22 protein-coding genes are annotated in these 24,256 nt (G+C 66.2%); 12 read left to right on the top strand and 10 right to left on the bottom strand.

Translation table 11 applies throughout. The annotated features are described in order from the left end of the window. Positions 1-4: 4 nt before the first annotated feature. Entirely contained in the window at positions 5-1,342 is a 1,338-nt protein-coding gene (locus tag ACWGCN_RS03445; protein ID WP_452458049.1) for a M20/M25/M40 family metallo-hydrolase, read from the bottom strand. A 178-nt stretch (positions 1,343-1,520) separates the two neighbouring features. Between ACWGCN_RS03445 and ACWGCN_RS03440 the strand changes: the two genes are divergently transcribed. From ACWGCN_RS03440 to ACWGCN_RS03430, 3 genes are all read left to right on the top strand, one after another. Next, positions 1,521-3,176 (top strand): FAD-binding dehydrogenase, encoded by a 1,656-nt coding sequence (locus ACWGCN_RS03440; RefSeq protein ID WP_452458048.1) that lies wholly within the window; start codon positions 1,521-1,523, stop codon positions 3,174-3,176. A 586-nt stretch (positions 3,177-3,762) separates the two neighbouring features. After that, on the top strand, positions 3,763-5,043 hold the full coding sequence (locus ACWGCN_RS03435) for a lipase family protein (protein ID WP_379315285.1): 1,281 nt from the start codon (positions 3,763-3,765) through the stop codon (positions 5,041-5,043). A gap of 342 nt (positions 5,044-5,385) precedes the next feature. Then, positions 5,386-5,826, top strand: a complete 441-nt coding sequence (locus ACWGCN_RS03430; protein ID WP_452458047.1) for a hypothetical protein — start codon at positions 5,386-5,388, stop codon at positions 5,824-5,826. 12 nt (positions 5,827-5,838) lie between these two features. Here the strand turns inward: ACWGCN_RS03430 and ACWGCN_RS03425 are convergent, their stop codons facing one another. The 4 genes from ACWGCN_RS03425 to ACWGCN_RS03410 form a co-directional block, all read right to left on the bottom strand. Beyond that, complete coding sequence (locus tag ACWGCN_RS03425) at positions 5,839-6,726, bottom strand: class I SAM-dependent methyltransferase (RefSeq protein WP_452458046.1); 888 nt, start codon at positions 6,724-6,726, stop codon at positions 5,839-5,841. Positions 6,727-7,050: 324 nt separating this feature from the next. Further along, the gene (locus ACWGCN_RS03420) at positions 7,051-8,049 is read right to left on the bottom strand and encodes an alpha/beta hydrolase (protein WP_452458045.1); all 999 of its coding nucleotides are present in this window, start codon (positions 8,047-8,049) and stop codon (positions 7,051-7,053) included. Positions 8,050-8,088: 39 nt separating this feature from the next. Beyond that, positions 8,089-8,217 carry a hypothetical protein gene (locus ACWGCN_RS03415; RefSeq protein ID WP_387446647.1) on the bottom strand — a complete coding sequence of 43 codons (129 nt, stop codon included), beginning with the start codon at positions 8,215-8,217 and terminating at the stop codon, positions 8,089-8,091. Further along, on the bottom strand, positions 8,214-8,909 hold the full coding sequence (locus ACWGCN_RS03410; RefSeq protein WP_452458044.1) for a TetR/AcrR family transcriptional regulator: 696 nt from the start codon (positions 8,907-8,909) through the stop codon (positions 8,214-8,216). Before ACWGCN_RS03410 ends, ACWGCN_RS03415 begins: the two co-directional genes overlap by 4 nt. A 95-nt stretch (positions 8,910-9,004) precedes the next feature. Between ACWGCN_RS03410 and ACWGCN_RS03405 the strand changes: the two genes are divergently transcribed. The 5 genes from ACWGCN_RS03405 to ACWGCN_RS03385 are packed head-to-tail and all read left to right on the top strand — an operon-like array spanning position 9,005 to position 13,659. Continuing rightward, on the top strand, positions 9,005-10,105 hold the full coding sequence (locus ACWGCN_RS03405) for a hypothetical protein (protein ID WP_452458043.1): 1,101 nt from the start codon (positions 9,005-9,007) through the stop codon (positions 10,103-10,105). Positions 10,106-10,154: 49 nt separating this feature from the next. Further along, positions 10,155-11,747, top strand: a complete 1,593-nt coding sequence (locus ACWGCN_RS03400; protein WP_378992858.1) for a zinc-binding dehydrogenase — start codon at positions 10,155-10,157, stop codon at positions 11,745-11,747. Beyond that, entirely contained in the window at positions 11,744-12,538 is a 795-nt protein-coding gene (locus ACWGCN_RS03395) for an MBL fold metallo-hydrolase (RefSeq protein WP_452458042.1), read from the top strand. The genes ACWGCN_RS03400 and ACWGCN_RS03395 overlap by 4 nt, the downstream gene beginning before the upstream one ends. A gap of 57 nt (positions 12,539-12,595) precedes the next feature. Next, the gene (locus tag ACWGCN_RS03390; protein ID WP_452458041.1) at positions 12,596-13,132 is read left to right on the top strand and encodes a VOC family protein; all 537 of its coding nucleotides are present in this window, start codon (positions 12,596-12,598) and stop codon (positions 13,130-13,132) included. Beyond that, positions 13,129-13,659, top strand: a complete 531-nt coding sequence (locus ACWGCN_RS03385) for a carboxymuconolactone decarboxylase family protein (RefSeq protein WP_452458040.1) — start codon at positions 13,129-13,131, stop codon at positions 13,657-13,659. The genes ACWGCN_RS03390 and ACWGCN_RS03385 overlap by 4 nt, the downstream gene beginning before the upstream one ends. Before the next feature lie 46 nt (positions 13,660-13,705). Here ACWGCN_RS03385 and ACWGCN_RS03380 read toward each other — a convergent pair whose 3' ends face one another. Genes ACWGCN_RS03380 through xylA form a run of 4 tightly spaced genes read right to left on the bottom strand, consistent with a single transcriptional unit; the run spans position 13,706 to position 19,774 of the window. Further along, the gene (locus tag ACWGCN_RS03380) at positions 13,706-14,920 is read right to left on the bottom strand and encodes an ROK family protein (RefSeq protein ID WP_452458039.1); all 1,215 of its coding nucleotides are present in this window, start codon (positions 14,918-14,920) and stop codon (positions 13,706-13,708) included. Continuing rightward, positions 14,917-16,374, bottom strand: coding sequence for a xylulokinase (gene xylB, locus ACWGCN_RS03375; protein ID WP_452458038.1), 1,458 nt, complete (start codon positions 16,372-16,374; stop codon positions 14,917-14,919). The genes ACWGCN_RS03380 and xylB overlap by 4 nt, the downstream gene beginning before the upstream one ends. 8 nt (positions 16,375-16,382) lie before the next feature. Beyond that, the gene (locus ACWGCN_RS03370) at positions 16,383-18,563 is read right to left on the bottom strand and encodes a glycoside hydrolase family 3 C-terminal domain-containing protein (protein ID WP_452458037.1); all 2,181 of its coding nucleotides are present in this window, start codon (positions 18,561-18,563) and stop codon (positions 16,383-16,385) included. A 17-nt stretch (positions 18,564-18,580) separates the two neighbouring features. Further along, complete coding sequence (xylA, locus tag ACWGCN_RS03365; protein WP_452458036.1) at positions 18,581-19,774, bottom strand: xylose isomerase; 1,194 nt, start codon at positions 19,772-19,774, stop codon at positions 18,581-18,583. Positions 19,775-20,217: 443 nt separating this feature from the next. Here xylA and ACWGCN_RS03360 point away from each other — a divergent pair, with 443 nt between their 5' ends. Further along, positions 20,218-21,300, top strand: a complete 1,083-nt coding sequence (locus ACWGCN_RS03360) for an oxygenase MpaB family protein (protein WP_378992862.1) — start codon at positions 20,218-20,220, stop codon at positions 21,298-21,300. 13 nt (positions 21,301-21,313) lie between these two features. Beyond that, on the top strand, positions 21,314-21,529 hold the full coding sequence (locus ACWGCN_RS03355; RefSeq protein WP_378992864.1) for a hypothetical protein: 216 nt from the start codon (positions 21,314-21,316) through the stop codon (positions 21,527-21,529). A gap of 6 nt (positions 21,530-21,535) precedes the next feature. Here the strand turns inward: ACWGCN_RS03355 and ACWGCN_RS03350 are convergent, their stop codons facing one another. After that, complete coding sequence (locus ACWGCN_RS03350; RefSeq protein ID WP_379312772.1) at positions 21,536-22,288, bottom strand: TetR/AcrR family transcriptional regulator; 753 nt, start codon at positions 22,286-22,288, stop codon at positions 21,536-21,538. Between the two features lie 200 nt (positions 22,289-22,488). Here ACWGCN_RS03350 and ACWGCN_RS03345 point away from each other — a divergent pair, with 200 nt between their 5' ends. Together ACWGCN_RS03345 and ACWGCN_RS03340 are read left to right on the top strand one after the other, a co-directional pair. Beyond that, positions 22,489-23,382 (top strand): MlaE family ABC transporter permease, encoded by an 894-nt coding sequence (locus ACWGCN_RS03345; protein ID WP_452458035.1) that lies wholly within the window; start codon positions 22,489-22,491, stop codon positions 23,380-23,382. A gap of 1 nt (position 23,383) precedes the next feature. After that, positions 23,384-24,247 (top strand): ABC transporter permease, encoded by an 864-nt coding sequence (locus ACWGCN_RS03340; RefSeq protein WP_378992868.1) that lies wholly within the window; start codon positions 23,384-23,386, stop codon positions 24,245-24,247. The last annotated feature ends 9 nt before the right edge of the window (positions 24,248-24,256 follow it).

Here is a 24,256-nt window from a genome sequence, read left to right as displayed (position 1 = left end):
TGAATCAGTGGCTCCGGCGCAGGACAGCCTCGTAGAAGCGGATCCCCTGTTCGAGCGCGTCGACGGTGAGACGCTCGTCGGTGGCGTGGATGAGGCCCCGTGCTTCGGCGTCGAGCTCGAAAGGGTAGAAGCGGTAGACATAGTCGCTGATCTTGGCGAGGTGGCGCGCGTCGCTGGCGCCGACAACGAGAAACGGTGATGTCACCGTGCCGGGAAATGTTTCGGCTACAGCCAGTTCGACCCGTTCGAACGCGGGACCTTCGGTGGGAGAGATCGGGGTCGGTTCGGAGGAATTGAGAATATCGAGGCGGACTTCGGGGTCGTTGATCAGCTTGCGGACGCGTTCGACGGTTCCGGCGACGGTTTCCCCGGTGAGGATGCGGATATTCAGTACCGCGCGCGCTGATTCGGCCATGACATTGGTGCCCTTGCTGCCTTCGAGCACTGTGGGCACCGCGGTGGTGCGGATCATCGCGTTCATCAGCGCACCGGAACGGGTCATGAAGGTGGTGGTCAGCCACTGCAGCCTGTCGGCTCGTGCGAGCACCGCGCCGAGTGGGCCACCGGAGTGTGCGCCGATGATGGCGAGCATCTCCCTGATCGGCGGCGTGAGCTGGGGTGGAAAGGTGAAGTTGTCCAGCTTTACCAGGGCACGTGCGATGCGGGTGGTCGCCGGATGCTTACCGGGCATGGAGGCGTGGCCGCCGGGGTCTACCGCGGACAGTTGGAGGTCGAGCATGCCTTTTTCGGCAGTGCCGACCGCGGCGATCTTCTCCTTGATCGGGAACAGGTCCCCCGCCACGCCGCCGCCCTCGTCGATGACCAGGCCGGGCACGATGTGCTGTCGGCGGAAGTACTCCACCACGGTGGGGACGCCGTCGCCGGCGACTTCCTCGTTGTGCCCGAACAGCAGATAGACGTCGCGATCGGGTGTGAACGCCTGGGCGAGAAGGTCTTCGACGGCTTCGCAGATGCAGACAAGCGGGCCTTTGTCGTCGATGGCGCCGCGGCCCCAGATCGCGCCGTTCGCGACGGTGCCCGCGAACGGCGGGTGCGTCCAACCGTCCGGATCGCCGGGGGAGACGACGTCTTGGTGCGCCATGAGCACGATCGGGTCCGCGGTGGACCCGGTGTCCCAGTGGTAGACCAGCGTGTGGTCGGCGAAGATCTGCTTGCGCAATTTTGTGGCAATCAGTGGGTACAGGGTGTCGAGTGTCTCGCGGAATGTCACGAATTGGGCCCAGTCGGTGTCCTTCTCGTCCTGGGTGGTGACCGTCGGGATCTGTAGCAAGGTGGCGAACCGCATTACCGCGCGGTCGATGTCGATGGTGCCTTCCGGCATACCGATGTCCTCTCCCGAGAATATGCACCCTCTGTGTGTCTATCCCGGCTCCGAGCCTATACCTCGACATTGTGCACAACCGCTGTTCCGCGGCTACCGACGGCGATATCGCCGGGTTCTGGCGGTGCGTGGGGTGGACCTCTTCCCTTGGTTCGGGAGGCGGAGCTACCGTAAATAGATGACCGAATCTGCTGACGTCATCGTCGTCGGAGCCGGACTCGCCGGATTGGTCGCCACGGCTGAGTTGGTCGACGCCGGCAAACGGGTGCTCGTCGTCGAGCAGGAGAACATCAACAATGTGGGCGGCCAAGCATTCTGGTCATTCGGCGGACTGTTCCTGGTGAACAGTCCGGAGCAGCGCAGGGTCGGCATCAAAGACTCATACGACCTCGCGATCCAGGACTGGATAGGCAATGCCGGATTCGACCGCGTGCGCGAGGACAAATGGCCACGCGCATGGGCGCAAGCCTTTGTCGAATTCGCCGCCGGTGAAATGCGCGGTTGGTTGGCCGAGCGCGGCTGGAAAGCGTTTCCGGTCGTTGCCTGGGCGGAACGGGGCGGCTACGGCGCGTACGGGCCGGGCAACTCGGTGCCCCGTTTCCACATCACCTGGGGAACCGGGCCACGGATCGTCGAGATCATCGAGTCTCGCGTTCGGGCCGGTGTCGACCAGGGCTTGGTGGATTACCGGTTTCGCCACCAGGTCGACGAACTCGTCGTCACCGGCGGCACGGTCAGCGGTGTGCGTGGCACCGTCCTCGAGCCCTCGGACGCAGCGCGAGGCGTCGAGTCGTCGCGGAAAGCGGTGGGCGAGTTCGAGTTCAGCGCGCAGGCGGTGATCGTCACCTCCGGCGGTATCGGGCACAACCGCGAGCTGATCCGGCAGAACTGGCCCACGCGCATGGGCCGCGCGCCCGAGCACATGCTGGCCGGCGTTCCCGCCCATGTGGACGGTCGGATGCTGGCGATCTCGGAGTCCGCGGGCGCGAGCGTGATCAACCGGGACCGGATGTGGCACTACACCGAGGGCATCATCAACTACGACCCGGTGTGGCCCAACCATGGCATCCGCATCGGTCCGGGACCGTCATCGCTGTGGCTGGACGCGACCGGAAAGCGGCTCCCCCCACCGCTGTTCCCCGGCTTCGACACGCTCGGCACGATGCAGCACATCAACCGGACCGGATTCGACTACACCTGGCTGGTCCTGGACCAGAAGATCATCGAGAAGGAGTTCGCGCTGTCCGGCCAGGAACAGAACCCTGACCTGACCGGCCGCAACATCAGGTTGTTGCTGGAAAGGGTGAAGAAGGGGGCGCCGGGTCCGGTCGAGGCGTTCAAACGCAGAGGTGCCGATTTCGTGGTCGAGGACACCCTGGACGACCTGGTGCGTCGGATGAATGAGCTGGCAGGCGACAACGTGCTCGATGTCGCGAGTGTGAAACGTGAGGTGACCTCGCGGGATCGCGAGTTCGGCAACGCATTCAACAAGGACCTCCAGATCGCGGCGATCCGTGCCGCGCGTGCCTACCTGCCCGACAGAATCACGCGAGTGGCCGCACCACACAAGCTGCTCGATCCCAAGGCAGGCCCGCTGATCGCCGTCCGGTTGCATCTGCTCACCCGAAAGACGCTGGGCGGCTTGGAGACAGACCTCTCGTCGCGAGTGCTGGGGCCGGACGCAGCGGTGGTGGAGGGCCTGTACGCCGCTGGTGAGGTCGCGGGGTTCGGCGGTGGGGGAGTGCACGGGTATCGCGCGTTGGAGGGCACTTTCCTGGGCGGATGCATCTTCTCCGGGCGTGCCGCAGGCCGGGCGGTCGCTGGTCGGCTGTGAGGCCACCTGGCGCGGCAAGAACTCGTCTCGGCCCTCCGCCGAGGCGAGTTGGAGCTGTCGGCAATTGCAGGGCTTCTCACCGGGTCCGCTGACCGTCACGATTCGCCCAGCTCAGCAGGGCGAATCAACTCGGACCGGTAGGCGGTTGAGGTACGCCGCAGCCGAAAAGTCTGCCCGTCGCGGCAGACAGAGGAGACCCGAAACTGCTGGCCGCCGACCGACAGTGGACAGAACCTTGAATTGAGGTGGCTGGCAGCGCAGTGTGCGAAACGGTTGTTCCGCAGGGGGTTCACACCGGACCGGGAACGCGCGGAAGCCGCTTGATCACGAAGTCGTCACGCCGAAGCAGGAGTCTGTGCACCGGTGTCGGCCTCATGACATAAGCTGTGGCCCCGGCACCGTGATGTCCGTGCCGTGTTCTGTGCTCGACGGAGATGCCCGCAGTTTCGATTTAGATCTGTCGGGTCGAACATCACGCTCTTCTGCTCACGATCCGCTGACAAGCGGTGTTGCGCTCCATCCGTGGCGATTGTGCTGTTCGGTTCGATAGCTGCCCTGGACGGATCACCTCGCACGAAGGATCGGTATGAAGAGCGGAAAACGCGCGTGGATTGCAGCACTCACGGGAACCCTGGTGGTCGTTGCCGCCGGGGTCGTGGCCACACCGACGGTAGGGGCCCAGCCGCCGCAGTTGAAGGTGGCGGGGGGTGACATCGTCCGTGCCGATGGTTCGGCGACGGCCGTTACGATTCCCGGCCCGGGCGGGCCGATACCGGCACGATCCACCCGCCTCGTCTACACCAGCAACGACACCCACGGCGCGCCGAAGACGGTGGTCGGCACCTATCTGGAGCCGACTCAGGCCTGGACCGGCCCCGGCCCGCGACCACTGGTGGCCTACGCGGGCGGCGCACAGGGGCAGAGTGCCGACTGCTCGCCGTCGGCGATGCTGGGGCAGGTGATCCGGTACCAGCCGCCTGCCGACGTGGTGTTCGAATACGACATCATCGCGATCTATCAAATCCTGGCGAGCGGGATGCCGGTGGTGATGACCGACTATCACGACTTCGCGGTACCGGGAGTGCACGACTTCCTCAACCGTAGGACGCAGGCGCACGCGGTGCTGGATTCCGCGCGCGCCACGCTGCGGCTGCCCGGTTCGGGGCTCGGCCCGGATTCACCGGTCATCATCTACGGCTACTCCCAGGGCGGGATGGCCTCCGCTGCCGCCGGCGAACTGCAGGCCGAGTACGCACCCGAACTCAACGTGCGCGGGGTGCACGTGGGCGGGCCGGTGGTGGGGCCGCAGGATTTCATCGTGCGCAGCGACGGCAACCCCGGCGTCGCACCTGCGATCGCGTGGGTGCTCAACGGAATTGCCGCCGACTACCCCGACACACGCCCGGTACTCGACGCCGAGCTCAACGACACCGGTAAGGCGATCCTGCACGACTCCGTCGGCACGTGTGGGGGCGGTCTCTCCGAGACTTTCGTCCAGCCCCAGGACACGTCGCGGTGGACGACCAGCGGACGGCCGCTCACGGCCGTGATCGACGGTTCCCCCGAGTTGAAGAAGGCGTTCGACGAGCAGCGGCTCGGCGGGTCCGCTCCCGCGGCGCCAGTGCGCGTCTACTCGGCCAGGTACGACGACAAGGCCGCCTACCCCGCCGCGCGTGATCTGGTCGCGCGATGGTGTGGTGGTGGTGCGGCGGTACTGCTGGATGCGGACGACACGGTGCCCGCGATGTCGGGCGTCTTGGGCACCCACGATCTGGGCTTCTTCCCGTCGCTGACGAGCTCGCAGCCCTGGATGGTCGATCGCCTCGCCGGCGTGCCCGCTCCGGTGAACTGCGCGGCGCTGCCCTAGCAGCGCCGACCTCCATCGACCTCGAGCCCACGCCGGTCGGCCGCATCGCCCCACTAGCAACTCCGGTGGCTGCGATGCGGTCAGGTGAGGATGCGGGGAATGAATCTGACTGTTTCGGACGGGGCGGTCTCAGCGGGTCGCTGACAGGCCGCGATCGCTGCGCCCTGCCCCAGCGTCCCATCTCGGCCGGCAGCGTCATCCAGGCGCTGCCGCGCACACCGCGACGGGACTCGGTCGGATCCGCTTGTGGCGGGTAAGAGTGTCGATTTGCACGGCTCCCGTTCGACCTAGGTAGGAGATGGCCTGGTGAGGGCCGGACAAACTACTCGAGCGAGGAACCACATGACGATCAACGATCTCGATGTTCTGCTCGGCTCCTGGGAACTGACCGGGCGCACCCACACGTCGGACCACGACGACATCGCCGGGGTTGTCACCGCGACCCGCATCCTCGATGGCGGGCTCCTGCAGCTCGACGGCACCATGCTGATCGGTGACACGCAGATCCACAGCCTGGAATTGATCTGGGCGGACGGAACCACCTCGGACTTCGCCGCGCATGTCTATTCCGGTTCCGCTGCTCCGCTGAGCTACCGGTGGAGCCGTCGAGGAGACACCCTCGTCCATGCCGGTCTGGGTATGACCTACACCGGCACCATCAGCTCCGACGGTGCCACGATCACCGGCACCTGGTTGCCCGACCCGGACCGTCCGGACATGGCCGGAGCGGCCTACGACGTCACCATGCGCCGGGTGGATCGCGCGGTGCTGTCAGGAGAATGACCAGCGGTGCGGCTACCAGTTCCCGGCGGGCGAGCCTGAGCGGCTCGCGCGCAGCATGCGGATGGCGCGCAGGGCGTGGGGCGGTTCGCTTCCGAATCTTGCGGATCCGCCGAGGTAGTGAGTGACCAGGTCGGGGGCGGAGTGGTCTTCGAGGCTGGTGAAGCCGAGGGCTCGCAGCTGTGCGGCAATATCGTCGGGTGTGAAGTAGCTGTACACGGGTTCGCCGACGTCGGCCAGTCGATCAGCACGTGCCTGCTGGTGCGCACTGTCTTCGTCGGTGTTCGCGGGCTGTAGGTAGTCGAAGACCACCTCGACCGGCTGGCTCTGACCGGCGATGTATTCGAGAGTGGTGTGGGCGGCGTCGGGAGTCAGATAGAAGACGACGCCGAGCCACACGAAGACGGCCGGTTCCGTCCGTGTGAATCCGGTGGATGCCAATCCTGCTGCCAGCGTTTGTGTTTCGAAATCGACCGGCACAAAGGCCAATGTCTCAGGGCGGTCGATTCCGGCGGCGGTCAGACGTTCGCGTTTCCACGCTTGGGTGGCGGGGTGGTCGACCTCGAAGACACGCAAGTCCGGAAACGGATTGCGATAGGCGAACGTGTCCAGGCCTGCGCCGAGGACAACGACCTGCCGCACACCCGCGGCGAAGGCCGCGGCCACGACGTCCTCGGCGAAGCGCGCGCGTGCGGCGAAGAACAGCCGACGGGACCGATCGCTGGCCCCGTCACCGAGGTGATCGGTTGTGGGCGTGCCCAATTCGGCCAGTTCCTCGGCGGTGACGCCGAGCAGACGTGCCGCCAGAGGATCGGTGAAGATCAGCGGTCGGTCAACGATCTGGTGATAGGCGCGGGCGTAGGCGGTGATGAGCGCTGTCCGGCTGGGTCCGTCGTTGTCCATATTCAAGAACCTACTTGCGAATGCGGCACACGCTCTATGAACTCACTCACGCCATCCGTGACAGTTCTACTGATCCGCTGCGTGCACTGGATCCAGCTGCCGGACAAAGACGCAGCGGCCGACCTCCACACCGAGGCCGACCGCCGTGAAGTTCAGTCCGAGATTCGTTTCTCGAGACCATCCAGACGCAGATCAGGCAGACGCAGTTCGGACCGACTGCCAACGAAGCGGATGCTCAACACCCCTTCCGTGACAACGACTTCCGGCTCACCACCCGATCCAGCCCGGCAGCGCTTGTCGGCTCGGTCGGGTGGTCCCAGGTGGTTACAGACCTAATCCGGTGCGCAGGGTCGGCCAGGAACTGTGGAGTGCGTCTTGCCAGTACGGCCATGCGTGGGTGCCGAACAAGGTGTAGCGCACGGTCGGTGTGAGGCCGGCGGTGCGCATGGTCTTTTCGACGGTGCGGGTGCAGTTGAGTGCGCCTTCCTCGAGGCTGATCGCGCCGAACAGGTCGATGGGGTAGGAGAAGCTCGGGTCGAAGTCGACGTCGGCGGGGCCTGGGGTGCCGCTGCCGACCGACATGTAGACGGTGGTATCGCGGAGCGCGTCGAGGTGTTCGGTCGGGTCGTGGGCTGCCCATCCCGGGTCCAGCGATCCGCCCCACATGTTGTCGGGGTTGCCACCTCGGTTGTGGACGGTGGCGCGCACCATCGGTTGTCCGACGCCTGAGGTGAGCAGGCAGCCACTGTAGACGCCGACGGCTCGGTAGAGTCCGGGGTTGCGGAAGGCCAGGGTGGCTGCCGCGTGGCCGCCCATCGACAGTCCCGCGACCGCGTTCTTGCCGTTGCCTTTCAGTTCTCGGTCGATCAGCGGTGGTAGTTCGCGGGTGAGGAAGGTTTCCCAGCGGTTGTGTCCGAGGACGGTGTCGTCGTCGAGCCAATCGGTGTAGAAGGTGCCGCCGCCGCCGATGGGCATGACCACGTTGACGTTCTTGTCGGCGAAGAAGCGGGTGGCGTCGGTGCGCAGGGTCCAGGTGCTCTGAGTTTGGCTGTTGTCGGCGCCGGTGCCGTCGAGTAGGTACAGCGTCGGGCGTTGGGCGGTGCCGGTGGGGTGCAGGATGTCGAGCCCGACGACGCGGCCCATGGCGGGGGAGAAGACGTAGAGCTGCTCCCAGCGTTCGCTGCGGGTGATGCGATGATCCACTGTCGCGGTGGCCGCGGAGGCGACACCGGGTGCGGTGAGTGCGGCGACGATGCCGAGTGTGGTGACCGAGCCGAGTAGTCGGCGGTGCAGGGTGCGGAGTCGAGTTGGTGACGCTGTCATCAGGTCCTCCCGGCCACGGTCGGTTGCCGGGCCACAAGGCTAACCGGTGAAAACTCGAATCTTGTTACGGTAGAACAGGTTCCGGTGCTTCGTCGTGTTCTCGGCGACGTCGAATGGGATGCGCATCGTCACGTCTTCCGGCCGATCGGCGGTGTCGGTGCGGCTCATGGGCTTGCCGGTGATATCGGGGTGGTGGCGAGGCGGACGATCAGGTCGACTGTGAAGTCGAACTCGCGATCGCGGTCGAATCGGGCGAGAAACGGTGCGGCGAGTCCGATCTGCGGCAGTCCCGATCCTTCGAGCGTGGACTGACGCTCGGCGATCTGGGTGGGGTCTTCCGACCCGAACGTCGGTCCGGCTGCGGCCTCGCGCAGCAATGTTCCGATGAGCGTTGCCAGCAGCGTGCGCATGAGATGGACCGCCTCCTCGGGGCTGCGGCCCGTGCGTCGTAGCACGGCAAGGATTCCTTCGACGGGGGCCAGGCCGACTGTCGAGGAGAGTTGGCGGGTCAGCACCAGCGTCGCGGCCTGGGGGTGGGCGAGGGTGATTCGGCGGAATTCGTTGGCCCACGCGCGAATATCGCGCTCGATCGAGTCGGTCGATTCCGGCGGGCGTAGTTGTTCGAGTACATGCTCGGCGACAGCGTCGAGCAGATCGCCTTTGTCCTCGACGTAGTGGTAGAGGCTTTTGGCGTCGACCCCCAGGACCCGGCTGACCGACCGCATGCTGACGGCGTCTGTGCCCTCGGCGTCGATGACCGAGAGCGCGGCCTCGCGGATCGCGGTGCGTGAAAGCTGGGCCTGAGTCTTCGGCGGACGGCCTCGTCGGGGCTGTCGCAGGCCTGTTGTCGCATCGGTCATGGCGTTCATTAAACCCACTCTTGCATATTTCCACGGTGTGGGTTTAATCTGTCATTAATCCCACACCGTGGAATTAATGACGTGAGGTGAAATCGATGCGGATGCCCTGGCATCAAGGCGATGTGCTGGATCTGGCGAGTGTTGGTGTGCGGGTCGACAGCCTGACCGACCTCTCGGCGATCTCTGGTGGCCCGGGTGCCCGGCTCACCGCGATCCGGGCCCAAGCGGTGGCGTTCAGGCAAGAGTTCCTCGGAACCGGCACTCCCGACAGCGTCACGACCTGTGACCTGGTCACCCTGCCGTATCCGACACGGTTCGGCTTGTTCCGCGCGTCCCGCGCGATAGCGCCGTTCCTCGCGATCACCAACCGGATGTTGGTCATCAGGTGGCGTGAGAGCGACGGGACGCCACGGGTGCTGCTCTTCGAGCCCAGCGATGTCGAACTCGGCCGCTACACGCCGTACTTCGACAAGCTCGTCGAACGGACCCCCGCCATGGTGTCGAAACGGATGGTGACCGAACACGGCACTGTGGTCGAGCACCTGTCCCGCCTCGGAATCGATCCGGCCGAGGTCGATTACCTGATGTTCGACCACCTGCATACCCAGGACCTGCGCCGCTGGATCGGCACCACCACTCACCAGGCCGACCTCGGCGAGCAACCGAAACCCGTTTTCCCGCGCGCGAAGGTCATCGTGCAGCGTGACGAACTGGCCGCGATGGCGGATCTGCACCCGATGCAGCGCCCGTGGTATCAGCCCGGGGCCTACCGCGATGTGTCGCCGGAGTCGTTCTTGCCCATCGACGGGTCGGTGGTACTCGGTCCCGGCGTCGCGGTGGTGAAAACCCCCGGCCACGTCTTCGGTAACCAGAGCTTGGTGCTCCAGACCTCCACCGGGGTCTGGGTCAGCAGTGAGAACGTCATCGCTGCGGAATGCCTCACTCCGGAGTTCTCCCAGATGCCCGGGATCGCGCGTTGGGCGCGGGAGTGGGGACAGGAGATCGTGCTCAATGCCAACACCATCGAAACCACTGTCGATCAATACAACTCGATCATCTTGGAGAAGACGCTGGCCGATCGAAGCCAACGCGATTCTCGCTTCGTGCAGTTCTTCCCGTCGAGCGAGCTGACAGCGGCGTGGACCAATCCTGGTACCTCGCCGACATTCACCCACGGTGCGATCACGCACCGGTGACCTCAGGGCCAACCAGCCATTCCACAATGCTGTGAAAGGAATCCCGCACATGCGTGCACTCATCGGCGGCGCCGGACCCCACTGGCAGCTGCGCGATATCGATACTCCGCACCAACTCGGTGCGGTCCGCATTCAGGTGATGGCCGCCGGGCTGAACCGCGCCGACCTCTACGCCCTGGAAGGTAACTACTCTGCCAACTCCCAGCAGCCGGGTGAATTCACCGCGGGCATGGAAGTAGCGGGCATTGTGGAGACGTCGAGTCCGCTCGCGCCACATCTGTGCGCGGGGACTCGGGTCATGGGGATCACGATCGGCGGCTTCGCCGACTACGCGCTGTGTGATCCACGGTTACTCGTGCCCATCCCCGAGGGGCTGAGCTTCGAGGAGGCCGCGTCCCTGCCGATCGGGCTGATCACCGAACACGACGCGCTGGTCAGTCAGGCGGGTTTCGTCGCGGGCAACAGCGTGCTGATCGTCGGTGGGACCAGCTCGATCGGGCTGGTCGGCATTCAACTCGCCAAAGCACTCGGCGCGAGCACCGTCATCGCGACAACCACCAGCGCGGACAAGCGAGACGCACTCACCGCCGCGGGCGCGGACCTGGCTGTCGATACCACCGGTGAGGATCTCGCGGCAGCGGTGGCGTCCGCGACGAACGGCAACGGCGTCGATATCACCCTCGACCATGTCGGCGGTGAACTCTTCGCGCAGCTGCCCGCTGCCACCGCGATCGGCGGCGCCATCGTCAGTATCGGCCGACTTGCCGGCGCCACGACCACCCTCGATCTGGACACGATCGCTTTCCGTCGCCAGCGGCTGCTCGGCACCACCTTCAGCATCCGCACCCGTGCCGAGCTGGCCGAGGTAGTCGCCGCGCTGACCTCGCAGGTCCTTCCCGCGGTCGCCGCGGGAACGATCAGCCCACGCGTGGACGCCGTTTTCGCCCCCGAACAAGCCGAGCACGCGGCCGAGCGGCTCCGGCGGAACTCGGCGGTCGGCAAGGTCATCTTGTCCTTCGCCGACGCGCATACCGGGCCCGCTCCGGCACCGTCACCGCGGGCCAACATGTTCGGCACCATTCGCCAGATCGGTTATGTCGTCCGTGATCTCGAGTCGTCGCTGCGCGGATTCATCGACAGCGGAATCGGGCCCTGGTTTCATCTGCGCGGCCTGCGGCCGGGGAACTTCACCTATCGCGGTGAGCCGTCGGGCATGGTGATGGATGTCGCGGTCGCCAACAGCGGCGACATCCAGCTCGAGCTCATTCAGCCCGTGAACGCGGAACCGTCGATGTACAAGGACTTTCTCGACGCCGGCCACGAAGGCGTGCAGCACATCGCCTACTGGGCGGAGAACTATCAGGAACTCTACGACCGAGCGCTGGCCGCCGGGTTCACTGTCGGACAGGAAGGCGAAATCGGCGGTCCGACAGGTCGATTCGCCTACCTGGAGACCGAACATCATCCCGGCACCGTCGTCGAGATCTCGGATCTGAGCGGATCGAAGAAGTTCGTCTTCGACCTGATCAAGGTCGCGGCGGCGAACTGGGACGGCACCCACCCGATCCAGGTCATCGATCCGGCCTTGCTCAGCGGCGATCCCGCGGCGATGGACGAGATGAAGGCAGCACTGGGCGGATGAAGGTCCATCACCTCAACTGCGGAACCATGCACCCACCCGCGACTCCCGGCGGGCTGGTCTGTCACGTGCTGCTGGTGGAAACACCGCGAGGGCTCGTGCTCGTGGATGCGGGCCTGGGGTTACAGGACTCCCGTTCTCCGGGGCCGAGGTTCGGTGCGGGCCGCTGGTACGTCCGACCCGTCTTCGACCCGGCCGAGGCCGCGATCACGCAGATCCAGAGGCTCGGCTTCGATCCCCACGATGTGCGCCACATCGTGCTCACCCACTTCGACGCCGACCATGCCGGCGGTTTAGCCGACTTCCCCTGGGCCCGGGTGCACCTCACCGCGGCAGAGGCCTTCGCTTCCCGGCATCCGCGCACGCTGATCGAACGCGGCCGCTACCTCCCCGCACAGCGCTCCCACCACCCGGTCCTCGTCGAGTACACACCGGCCGCGGGGGAGTCATGGCGCGGGTTCGCCGGTGCGGAAGAGCTCACCGGCATCTCACCCGGGATCGTGCTGATCAATCTCCCCGGCCACAGCCGGGGTCACGCGGCGGTGGCGGTCGACGCCGGTGATAGCTGGATTCTGCATGTCGGCGATTCCTTCTATCACCACGGCCAGCTCGATGGGTCCCGTTCCGCGCCAAGGGCTCTCACCGCGATGGAACGTGTCATCGCCGCCGACTGGACCAGGGTCAAGGCCAACCACGAACGTCTCGCCGAGCTGTGGACCGCCGCCGACCCCGACCTGCTCCTGATCAATGCCCACGATCCGTACCTACTCGATCGGGCACTGGGACGCCGCTGAATCCAGCTCGCCGGGCGCACGCCTCGGCGAACCCTTCGAACAGAAAGCGAGATCGCTATGAGCCGGATCTTCGGCAGTGTCACCCAAATGGGCTATGTCGTACGCGACATCAACGCAGAGATGCACCGATGGATCGCACAGGGCGTAGGCCCCTGGTTCTATGTCCACGACGTAGAGACCGACTACTTCACCTATCGCGGCAGCGATTCGCCGATGAAAATGAGCGTGGCGCTGGCCAATTCGGGTGACGTGCAGATCGAGCTGATCCAGCCACGCAACGACGCGCCGTCGCTCTACCGGGAATTCCTCGACTCCGGGCGCGAAGGCTTGCAGCACATCGCCTACTGGACCGACAACTACCAAGCGCTCTACGACAAGGCGCTGGCGCTGGGCTACGAGGTAGGCCACGAAGGGTCGATCGGCGGTGACCTCGGCCGCTTCGCCTACTTCGACACCGAGAAGACCTTCGGCCACATCATCGAAATCTCCGACATCAGCGGCCCCAAAGGCCAATTCTTCCGCTACATCCGGGAAGTCGCGCAGACCTGGGACGGCAGCGAGCCCATCCGCGGCGAAGTCGACAAGCTCGCATGACCACAGAAGAGAACACCATGACGACCATCAACTTCCCCGACCCCGCGACGCTGCCCGACGCGCTCCGAAAGGCGCTGTCCACCCACACGGCCAACATCTATCGTATGGTCGCTCACTCACACGGCATGGGCCTGAGCTTTCTGACCATGGCAGACGCCATGCTGCAAACCAACTCTGTCCCTTTCCCGCTGCGCGAGCTGGCGATCTTGCGCGTCGGCCACGTCTACGCAGCGCCCTACGAACTGCACCACCACGAGAAGTTCGCGCGCGCGGTCGGGCTCAGCGAGGACGCGATCGCCGCTGCCGCCACCGGCGGCGGCGAAGGGCTCCGATCCGAGGAAGCTGCCGTGCTCCGCTGGACGGATACGATCCTCGACCAGCACACGCTCGGCGCGGTGGCTCGGACCGAAGCGCTGGAACTGTTCAGCGTCACCGAACTAGCCGATTTCGTCCTCACCGTCGGGTTCTACCAACTCGTCTGCAACTTCCTCAACACCTTCGAGGTCACCACCGAGGGCGAAGCGTAGGCGCGGCGAGGGCCGAATGACGTGTCGAGGTGCCGTCACTGCTTGGCTACGGCATCGTTTCGGGTGAAGGCTGTTCTGCGTCGAAAGTGCCGGGGGCGGCGAGAATTCGTTGGATTCCGGTCAAAGCCGCGCCGAGTACGGGACCCCCACGTCCGAGTGCGGACGCGGTGATGGCTTCGGTGTCGAAGGGACGCACGGTGAGCCGGGACCGTAGCTGGTTGCGGATGTGTGGCAGCAGCCACGGCGCCAATTCGGCGTAGGCCCCGCCGAGGACGACCGCCGCGGGATCGACGAGGCTGATCGCGGTGACCAGCGCGATGCCGAGGGCGTCACCGGCGCGTCGGATCGCCTGCAAGGTCGCGATGTCGCCTGCGGCGGCGCGTTCGGTGAGAAGGGTGATCGGATCGGTATCGCGCGCTCGTTCGGTCAACTCGGCCGCGCGCAGGACGGCGTCCTGGCTGGCGTATTGCTCGAGGCAGCCGCGGGCACCGCAGGTACACGGCGGCCCTTCGGGGTGGATGGGAACGTGGCCGAGTTCGCCCGCGTAACCGCGGGATCCGGTGTGCAGGTGTCCGTCGACGACCAGTGCCGCACCGATACCCACCTCGGCCGAGACGTGCAGGAAGTCTGTTGCGGCGTGTCCGGTCCAGAGTTCGGCCATGGCACCGAGATTGGCTTCGTTGTCCACCCGGGCCAGCGCGGTTCCGGGCCACAATCGCGTCGTGGGCACGTTGTGCCAGCCGAGGTTGGGGGCGTGGACCACCGTGCCCGATCGGTCGGCGAGAAGTCCGGGTACCGCCAGGACAGGTGGAAGGGGCCGCAGATCGAGGGTGGCGGCCTCGGTACAGGCCTCGTCGGTCAGTCGAGCGAGCGCGGTGAGAGTGATGGCGGGCTCGCACCGTGCGTTGTCGACCTCGACTCTGCGCCGGACGCGAATATCTCCGCGCAGGTCGACCACACAGACGGCGAGGTGGCCGACACCGACTTCGATGCCGAGTCCGGCCGGTCCACGGTCGTTCATGGCCAGTATTCGGCCGGGGCGTCCGGCGCGGCCGCTGGTGGTGGCCGGGCCTTCTCGCACGAGGCCGGTCGTGATCAGTTCGTCGACGAGGCTCGAGACCGCGGCCCTGGTCAGCCCGCTACGTGCGGCGACGGTGGCACGCGAGATCGGTGTGTGCGCGGCGACCAGGCGCAGGACCAGTGCCAGGTTCTGTCGTCGCATCCCGAGCTGCGAGGCCGGTACGGGTGTTGTGTCGCTCATTCGGACATCTTCCCGGTGGCGGAGTGCACCTGGTATCGGTCGGGGGCCAGCAGGGCCCCGGACGCGCGCAGGGTCGCGGCCAGCCGTTCGACGGTCGCCGTGTCACGGGGCAGCGGGTCGAGGGTCGTGCCGTGGCGGGTGTGCCACCGGCGGGCGACCGCGTCTGCGCGTTCGCCGGTCAGCAGGCTCGCTGCCTGGGCGGCCGCGCCCATGGCGACTACCTCCGCGGTGGCGGGCAGTATCAGCGGCCGACCGGACAGGCGTCGCACCGTGTTCTGCCATGCGGTGCCTTGCGCGCCGCCGCCGATCACCAGCAGCGGCAGGCTCGTAGTTACGGTGGCGCCGTCGCAGGCCAGCACCCGGTCGAGTGCGGTCAGCAGGGAGAAGACCGCGCCGTCGTAGGTGGCTTGGAGTAGTTGGCCCGCGGTGGTGTCGTGGCGCAGCCCGTGGACCGAGCCCGTGGCGGTCGGAAGGTCGGGGGTGCGTTCCCCGTCGAAGTACGGCAGCACGGTGACCGAACCGCCGGATTCGACATCCTCGCGGCTGCGGCCGAGGAGCCCGGCTACGTGGTCGACGGCGCGGGTGCAGTTGAGGGTGCAGGCCAGCGGCAACCATCTGTCGGTGGCATCGGCGAATCCGGCGACGACGCCGGTCGGGTCGTTCGGGCGGGTTCGGGCCACGGTGTAGGCGGTGCCCGAAGTGCCCAGGCTCAGGACGGGTACGCCGGGTTCGAGCCCGAGTCCGAGCGCTGCGGCCATATTGTCTCCGGTTCCGGCGGCGACCGGGATACCCGCAGGTGTGGGACCGCCGGATCTGGTGACACCGGCGTGGGCATGGGGCCGCAGGACGGTGGGCAGTGCGGCCGGATCCAGTGCGATGTGATCGAGTATCTCGCGGTCGTAGCCGTCAGCGTTCCACCAGCCGGTCCCCGACGCGTCGCCGCGGTCGGTGACCGCCGCGCCGGTGATCCGCTCGGTCAGATAGTCGTGGGGCAGACGCACGGCCACCGTGCGATCGGCGTTGCGGGGTTCGTTGGCCCGCAACCATGCCCACTTGGTGGCCGTGAACGACGCGGTCGGTACCGAACCGATCCGGGCGGCCAGCCACTCCGCACCGAACCTGCCGATCATCGCCCGGGCTTGTGGTGCGGAACGGACGTCGTTCCAGAGCAGGGCCGGACGCACCGATTTGCCTGCAGAGTCCAGGGTGACCAGCCCGTGCTGTTGGGCCGCGACGGCCACCGCGTGGGCTCGGTCGGCGTGGCCGGTGGCCACGACCGCCTCGCAGTAGGCGTCCCACCAGTGGTCCGGGTCGGATTCGCGGGCGGCACCGGTGCTGACGGTGTGTGCGGCTCGGCCTGTGCCGAGAATCCTTCCGGTATCGATATCGACGGCCAATACCTTGGTGGCTTGCGTCGAACTGTCTACGCCGATCACGATGCGGGGATGAGCCATGTCGTCGTTCACTCCTGACCGATCGGGTGGCCGGTGAGCGGCAAGGTCGCCGTCGAGGCATGTGGATCCCCGCAATAGGCCGCGGCCTCGATGGCGAACTCCGCTGCCGGCGTCACCATGTCTTTTCCGTCCCATCGCTGCAATGGTCTGGTCGTGCAATCGATCTCGATGGTGAGGATCCGGCTCGGGTCCAGCTCAACGGCTCGGAATCCGACCAGTTCCCGGACCGCGAGGGGGTCGGTGGTGCGGACCGCGTAGATCTGGACGACATGACGGCCCGGTCGGTCACCGGTATTGGCCACGGTGACGCGGGCGCCGAAGCGATCGCCGTTCACCGGTCCGATCTCGAGGTCGTCGAACGCGAATGTCGTATAACCGAGACCGAAACCGAGCGGGTAGGCGGGCTCGATCCCGTCGCGATCGAGTGTGCGCTGACCCCACCACCGACCGTATTCGATGGTGCGTGCCGCCCAGTCCGAGGCGGGAAGATCTGTTTGCCGACGGGGAATGACGACGGGCAACCTACCGCCCGGTTCGCTGTCGCCGAGCAGTATGTCGGTGATGGCGTGACCGCCTTCCATGCCCGGATACCACGCGAGGAGTACCGCCGCGACGTCGTTATCCCAAGGGTCCAGGACGACAGTGCCGCCGCCGACGACCACCACGATCGTGCGGTCGTTGACCGCGCGCACATCCTCGATGAGCCGGATATCGTCCGGATGCAGTCGCAGATCACGTCGGTCACCGCCCCTTTTCGCTCGTCCGAGCAGCGTGGTCGCCAGCTTGCTGAGTACACCGGCCACCGGTCGCCAGCGAGTGATGCCGCCGAACAACCGGACGGCATCGGCGTCCATGGCCACCAGCGCCTCGCCCTCGTCCTCGGCGCCGAGACCGACGACCACGACGGCGGCGCTCGCCGACTGTGCCGCCGCGACCGCGGCGGTGTGCTCATCGGCATGCACGACCCGGTCGCCCAGTCGCGCTCGCATCCCCTCGAGGACGCTGGTCGTCACCGGGGGATGGACCTTGGAGGAACCGTTGTCACCGAGATTGGCTGTCGCGGCGCGTCTGCCGAGTACCGCGACCCGGTCCACCGCGTCACCGGTCAACGGCAGCGCGGGCTCACCCGCGACGTGTTCGTTGCGGAGCAGGACCGATCCGCAGCGTGCGGCCTCTCGCGCGAGGGCGCGATGCTCGGCACAGGCGACCACAGCGAGGGCGGGCGTCGGTTCGGCCCGCAGAGCCAGCGCGACCTGTGCCGCGATCAATCGGATACCGGCCTGCTCGACATCGGCCATCCGGAGTCGGCCCTCGCGCAACGCTCGCGGCAGCGCGGCGGCCCGCTGTTGACGGAACGGCATCTCGAGGTCCTGCCCGGCGGCTACCGATCCGATCGGATCTCGTAGGCCCCAGACGAAGTCGGTCATCACGAAACCGGTGAAACCCCAGTCCTCGCGCAGGATTTCGGTGAGCAGATGCCGGTTCTGGCCGGCCCACTCGCCGTTGGCCGAGTTGTAGGCGCTCATCACGGCGTCCGCGCCCGCCTCGATCACGGTGCGGAAGTGGGGGAGGTAGACCTCTCTCAGGACATCTTCGGGGACCTGGACGTCGACCTGGAAGCGGGCCTCCTCCATGGAGTTGAGCGCGAAATGCTTGACGCAGGTCAATACCCACGGCCGCGCCCCTCGAACCAGCGCCGCGCCCATGGCACCCAGCAGGACCGGGTCCTCGCCGTAGGATTCCTGGGATCGTCCCCATCCCGGCGCGGGCGCGAGGTTGACGCAGACACCGGCGAAGAGGTTGGCGCCCTGGGCGCGTGCCTCGACGCCGATCGCCGCGCCGATCCTGCGTTCCAGATCCACATCCCAGGACGCGGCTCGGGAGATGGCGGCCGGGAACGCGGTTGAGGACCCCATCACGACCCCGCGGGGGCCGTCACTGAACCGGATACCGGGAATACCGAGCCGATCGATCCGCCCCGCCTCGTACGGAATCCTGTTGTACCCCTTGGCCGCCGAAAGAAATCCCCGCGACATCGACAGATCCCCGTCGAGCAGGAACAACTTCTCGGCCTCGGACAGGCGGGCGAGCAGGGCAGCGGCGGCCTCGCGCGCGTCGAATTCGCCGGCGGCCACTGTGTCGACGGCGTCGGCGAAGGCGGTGCCGGGTTCGTATACGGCGTCTGTCATCGGTTTCTCCTCGGCCATCAGCGGGTGCCGAGCAGATGCTCGAGGGCCAATTGGTCGAGCCGTTCGAAGGCCATGCCCCGCTCACCCGCGGCTTCGACATCGAAATCCTCGAAACTCGAACGATCCGCGAGCAACGCGGCCAAACCGTCATCCGCGGTCGGTTTCGCGAGCTCGTCGAGCCGGGAGTCGCGCAGCGCTTGTCGCACCTGCTCGTCGGCGCGGAACGCGCGAGCCCGTTCGGCGAGGATCAGGTAGTTACGCATGCAGGCCGTTGCCGCCTCCCACACGCCCGCCGCGTTCTCGGTGCGCGCGGGCTTGAAGTCGAAGTGGCGCGGTCCCTGATAGCCGCCGTGTTCGAGTATGTCCACGAGCCAGAACGCCTGGCGCAGGTCCCCACCGCCGAAGCGCAGGTCCTGGTCGAATCGCGGCCCGTTCTGACCATTGAGATCGATGTGGAACAGTTTGTCGTGCCACAGCGCCTGGGCGATCCCGTGCGCGAAGTTGAGCCCGGCCATCTGTTCGTGACCGACCTCGGGATTCACCCCGACCAGGTCGGGATACTCGAGCTCGCCGATGAAGGCGAGCGCGTGCCCGATCGTCGGCAGCAGGATGTCTCCGCGCGGCTCGTTCGGTTTCGGTTCGATCGCGAAGCGGATCGGGTACCGCTGCTCGGTCACGTACTGTCCGAGTAGGTCGAAAGCCTCCGCGAGGCGATCCAATGCCACGCGAACATCCTTGGCGGCACCGGACTCCGCGCCTTCGCGGCCACCCCAGGCCACATACACCGACGCGCCGAGTTCCACCGCCAGATCGATATTGCGGATGGTCTTGCGCAGCGCGTATCGGCGCACATCCCGGTCGTTGGCGGTGAAAGCGCCGTCCTTGAACACCGGATGGGTGAACAGATTCGTCGTTGCCATCGGCACCGCGAGGGAATGGGCATCCAACGCCGCGCGGAAGCGACTGATCATCGCCGCTCGCTCGGCCTCCGAAGCCCCGAACGGGATCAGGTCATCGTCGTGGAAGGTCACCCCGTAGGCGCCGAGTTCGGCTAGCCGCCCCACGACCTCGACCGGATCGAGCGGCGGACGCGTGGCATCTCCGAACGGGTCGCGCCCCTGCCATCCGACCGTCCAGAGGCCGAAGCTGAACTTGTCGGCGGGGGTTGGCGTCAATCGACTCACAGGTTCGCTCCGGACTGTCGAGATCATTTGTTAAGGCGAGAAACAAATATAGGATTGAGCGGACCGAAAGACAAGGGAGTGACCGAAGATGTTCGGTCACAACACATCTGGCGACGTTTCCGCTCGGGCAGTGCGGGCGATCGCGGTCATCGCTCCCACTTCCTGCGTGTCCGTGTCAGCTGGGATCTCCGCCATGCCGGGGAAGGATTCAACTGTCTCAGTCAGTTGACGGCAGTCTGGGCTCGATCGGATCTGCAGACGGGGTGTAGCCGTGGATTCGAGGGGCCTTGTGTGCGGATTGTGCCTGGAACTACCCATATTGGTGGTATGCCCAGTGTCGTAGCTGTCTGGGTCAATGAGCGGCGATTCCCGCTGAATCGTTGACTCGGGACTCGCAAGCGGTCTAGTATTCCTACTCACACGTAGTAATACTTCTACGTAGTCGTAGAAAATGGATTGGAAACCCTGCAATGGCAACAATTGCTTCCTTGCGTGAGTGGCTGTCGCTTCCCCCACTGACGCCCGCGGAGGACTACGGTTTCTTCGGCCCGGAGTCGGTCGCGTGGCAAGTCTGGAGTTACCCGACCAGTTTGACGATCGGCTTCCAGCGTGCGGTGGTGATCGAGGAGCTGGATCCGGCGCTGGTGGCCTCGGTGGACGCCACCCATGCGATCTACGACCGTCCTCGTACCCGATACGACCGCACGCTGCGATATTTCGCTATGGTGCTGTTCGCCGACAGCCGGTCGACCGCGCACGCGGCCGACATTCTGGTGAAGATCCACTCCAAGGGTATCGGCGTCGACCCCGTCACCAAGCAGTCCTACGACGCGAACAATCCGCAGTCGCAGCTGTGGATCCACCTGACGGCATGGCATTCCATCCTCGTCGCCTACGAGAAGTACGGTCCCGGCCGGCTCAGCGAGGCCGACGAACTGCAGTACTGGGCGGAGTGTGCGCGAGCGGCGGAACTACAGACTTGTGACCCGGCGGACGTGCCGCGCACCAGGGCCGGGATCAGCGAGTACTTCGAGCAGATGCGCCCGCAGCTGATCGGGTCCGACATCGCCCGCAAGGCGATGCGCCACCTGCTGCAGGCGGAGGTGATGATGCCGGAGATCCCGCTCCTGGTCCGGCCGATGTTCAAGATCGTGTACGCCTTCCTGCGCCGGGGCACCCTGGCCACCATGCCGCGATGGATGCGGGAGATGGCCGGATTGCCGAAGGGCAGGCTGCTCGACGCGCTCGTCACGACGCCGATGAGCGTTGCCTTCACTCTGGTGAGTCTCAACGCGCGCCTGCAAATTCAGCTGCTGCGCTTGATCTCGCCGATGACGGTGGCGGTGGCGGGTCCAGTGCTGCTGAAGATTCCGCCCGCGAGCACGACCACGATGACCCCTCGGCAAGCGCAAGAGCTCTACGGCTACGACATTCCCGCGCTCGCCCATCAAGCGCTGCGGGACAAGCAGCGGGCCCGGGTCTTCGGCCGCGGGGAAGCGCCGGACGACCAGGGTCTGATCGAGTCCCAGGCCGTGCTCGGCGAGATCGCGTGAGGGGTCTGTTCTGATGATCAAAGAACTGCTGGGCTATCGGATCAGCCTTCGCCAGCTCATCTTCCTCGGCATCGCCTTCGGGGTGCCGTACTTCCTGATCGGGCTGTTCTGGCTGGGGGCCCACCATGAGCACCTCGACGATCTGCACGGCTTCGACAAGCTGTTCTCGGCGATCGGTGAGATCATCGCCTGGCCGCCGCTGGTGATCTCCGATATCCAGCTACGCTGACGCCGGTCAGTCGGGAAGTGTCTCCGTGTTGTCGGCCTGCCAGGCCGAGACCACCGATCCGCCGGACGGGATGATCCGAGTTCCCTTGTCGTCCTTGGGCAAGGTTCGAGTCAGTGCCCGCACCGCGGGCCGAAGTGCTTGGGGAGAAGCGAGTTCCGGATTCGACAAGACCAGCCGGCCGAGCGATTCGATGAACCCGAGCATGACGCGACTGGCGAGTTCGACGTCCACGTCCTTGGGGCCACCGCGCCGCGCGATGCCCGTCTCGAGCAGTTGGGCGCAGCGTGCGATGACCTTCTCCCTGGCATCGGCGAGCAGTCCGCGATAAGAGGCAGGGGCTCCGTCGGCGGGCATGAGGATCAACCGCCAGCGAACCGGATCGTCCTGGACCGCGGTGAGGAAGGCGATGACCGCTTCCTCGTACTCCACGTCCGGGTCGGAATCGTCGAAATCCGCTGGTAATGCCTCGAGGACCTGCGCGATTCCCCTGGTGTGTTCGCGCCGCAACAGCGCGTCGAGCAACTGGGGCGCGGTGGGGTAGATCGCATACAGCACAGGTTTGGCGACGCCGGCTTGTTTGGCCACCGCTTGCATCGTGAGCTCGGCCAATCCGTCACGGCCGGTGACCACGCGGGCCGCGTCCAGCAGCTGCTCGCGGCGTTCCTCCGGCGGTAGTCGCGGGCCGTTGCGACGCCGCGGCCGGGCAGGTTGCGGCGGGGCGATCCGCCAGACGCCGTCGGTGCCCTCTTCGATGCTCATCAGGAAATGATCCCCCAAAGCTCTGGTGCCGCGTGAGCGGCGCTGTTAGTGTCCACATATCTACTCTAGCGTAGTAATTCATGACTACGTAAACGTAGAAAACGTCCCGGGGGATCAGGCGTCGCACCGAGTTCGTGCCTCGGAGCCGCGCCGGCAGCAATTCGTTCCGACCCATCAGCAACCGCCGAGAGTGAACAATCGTGCAGCAGCCGTCGACCAGGATTTCTGGTGAATTCAGTACCGGGACAACAGCTCCGCCAGGAGGTGGTGATGCCCGTGATCAGGTCGTCACCTTCGGGCTGACCTACTGGCGCGAACACCCGCAACGCGCCGTCGAGACGGCCGGGCGCCAGGTACTGATGACCGGCCGGGCACTCGCCGAACTGGTCCGCGCCCTGTTCACCCGGCGGTTTCCCACCACGGAATTCGTCAAGCAATGCGCGTTCATGGCCAGTGTGTCGGCGACACCGACATTGCTGGTCGCGATTCCCATCGCGGTGGTGGTGTCGATCCAGGTCGGCTCGCTCGTCAGCCAGGTCGGGGCGACCACCTTCATCGGCGCGGTCAACGGACTGGGAATCATCCGTCAGGGCGCCCCGCTCGTGACCTCGCTGATGATCGCCGGCGCGGTGGGGTCGGCGATCTGCGCGGATCTCGGTTCGCGCACCATCCGGGAGGAGATCGACGCCATGGTCGTGATGGGCGTCGATCCGGTCCGTCGCCTGGTCGCCCCCCGCCTCGCGGCGGCCGTCGTGGTCAGCACCCTGCTGTGCGGGCTGGTCGTGTTCGTCGGCTTCGCGACCGGTTATGTGTTCAACGTCTATATCCAGGACGGGACGCCGGGCTCGTACATCGGTACCTTCGCCTCGTTCGCGGTGGCCGGCGATCTGGTCGTCGCCATGGTCAAGGCCACGGTCTTCGGCGCGCTGGCGGCGATCATCGCCTGCGACACCGGGCTGCACACCCGCGGCGGACCGGCGGGCGTGGCCAACGCGGTGAACTCGGCGGTCGTCAACTCCGCGATCGTCCTGTTCGCGGCCAACATCATCCTCACGCAGCTCTACAACGCTGTGTTCCCGTCGAAGGTGCTCTGAGATGGCCTCGGGTTACGTGCCACCTCTGCTGCGTCCGGTGCGCCGGCTGCGCGCCGCCGCCGCAGCGCCCGCGACCGTTCCGGTGCGCCTCGGTCACCAAGGACTGGTGTTCCTGCAAGCAATCGCCGCGATTCCGTTCGTGCTCAAGCACTATCGGAAGGAACTGCTGCGGCTGATCACCGATGTGAGTTTCGGCAACGGCTCCTTGATCGTCGGCGGCGGGGTGATCGGCGTCGTGGTGATCCTGTGCGGGTTCGGCGGAATCACCGTCGGCATGGAATCGCACACCGCGCTGAACCTGCTCACCATGAGCCCGCTCACCGGCGCGATCTCCGGATTCGCCACGACGCGGGAACTGGCACCGCTGCTGGCGACGCTGGCGTTCGGTGCCCAGGCCGGCTGCCGATTCACCGCGCAGCTGGGTTCGATGCGGATCTCCGAGGAGATCGACGCCCTGGAGTCGATCGCCATCCGGCCGCTGCCCTACCTGATCACCACGCGCATGCTGGCGGCCGTCGTCGCCATCGTGCCGCTCTACACGGCGGGCCTGGCCATCGCCTACATCGCGACGAGGTTCACCGTGGCCTTTCTCGGCGGGACGACGCTGGGCACCTACGACCACTACTTCCACCAATTCCTCGATCCGGTGGATGTGGCCTACTCGATCCTCAAGATCATCGTCTTCGCCGCCGTGGCGACCTTCATCCAGTGCTACTACGGCTACACCGCGGCGGGCGGACCCGAAGGTGTCGGAGTCGCGTCCGGCCGGGCGATCCGGATGACCATCGTCACGGTCGTGTTCATCAATCTCCTGTTCTCCCTGTCGATCTGGGGGATCGACCCGGGCATCAGGATCACGGGATAGGCCTCGATC

The organism is Nocardia sp. NPDC055050, assembly GCF_053608345.1.
This window is presented reverse-complemented; position numbering and strand designations above follow the sequence as displayed.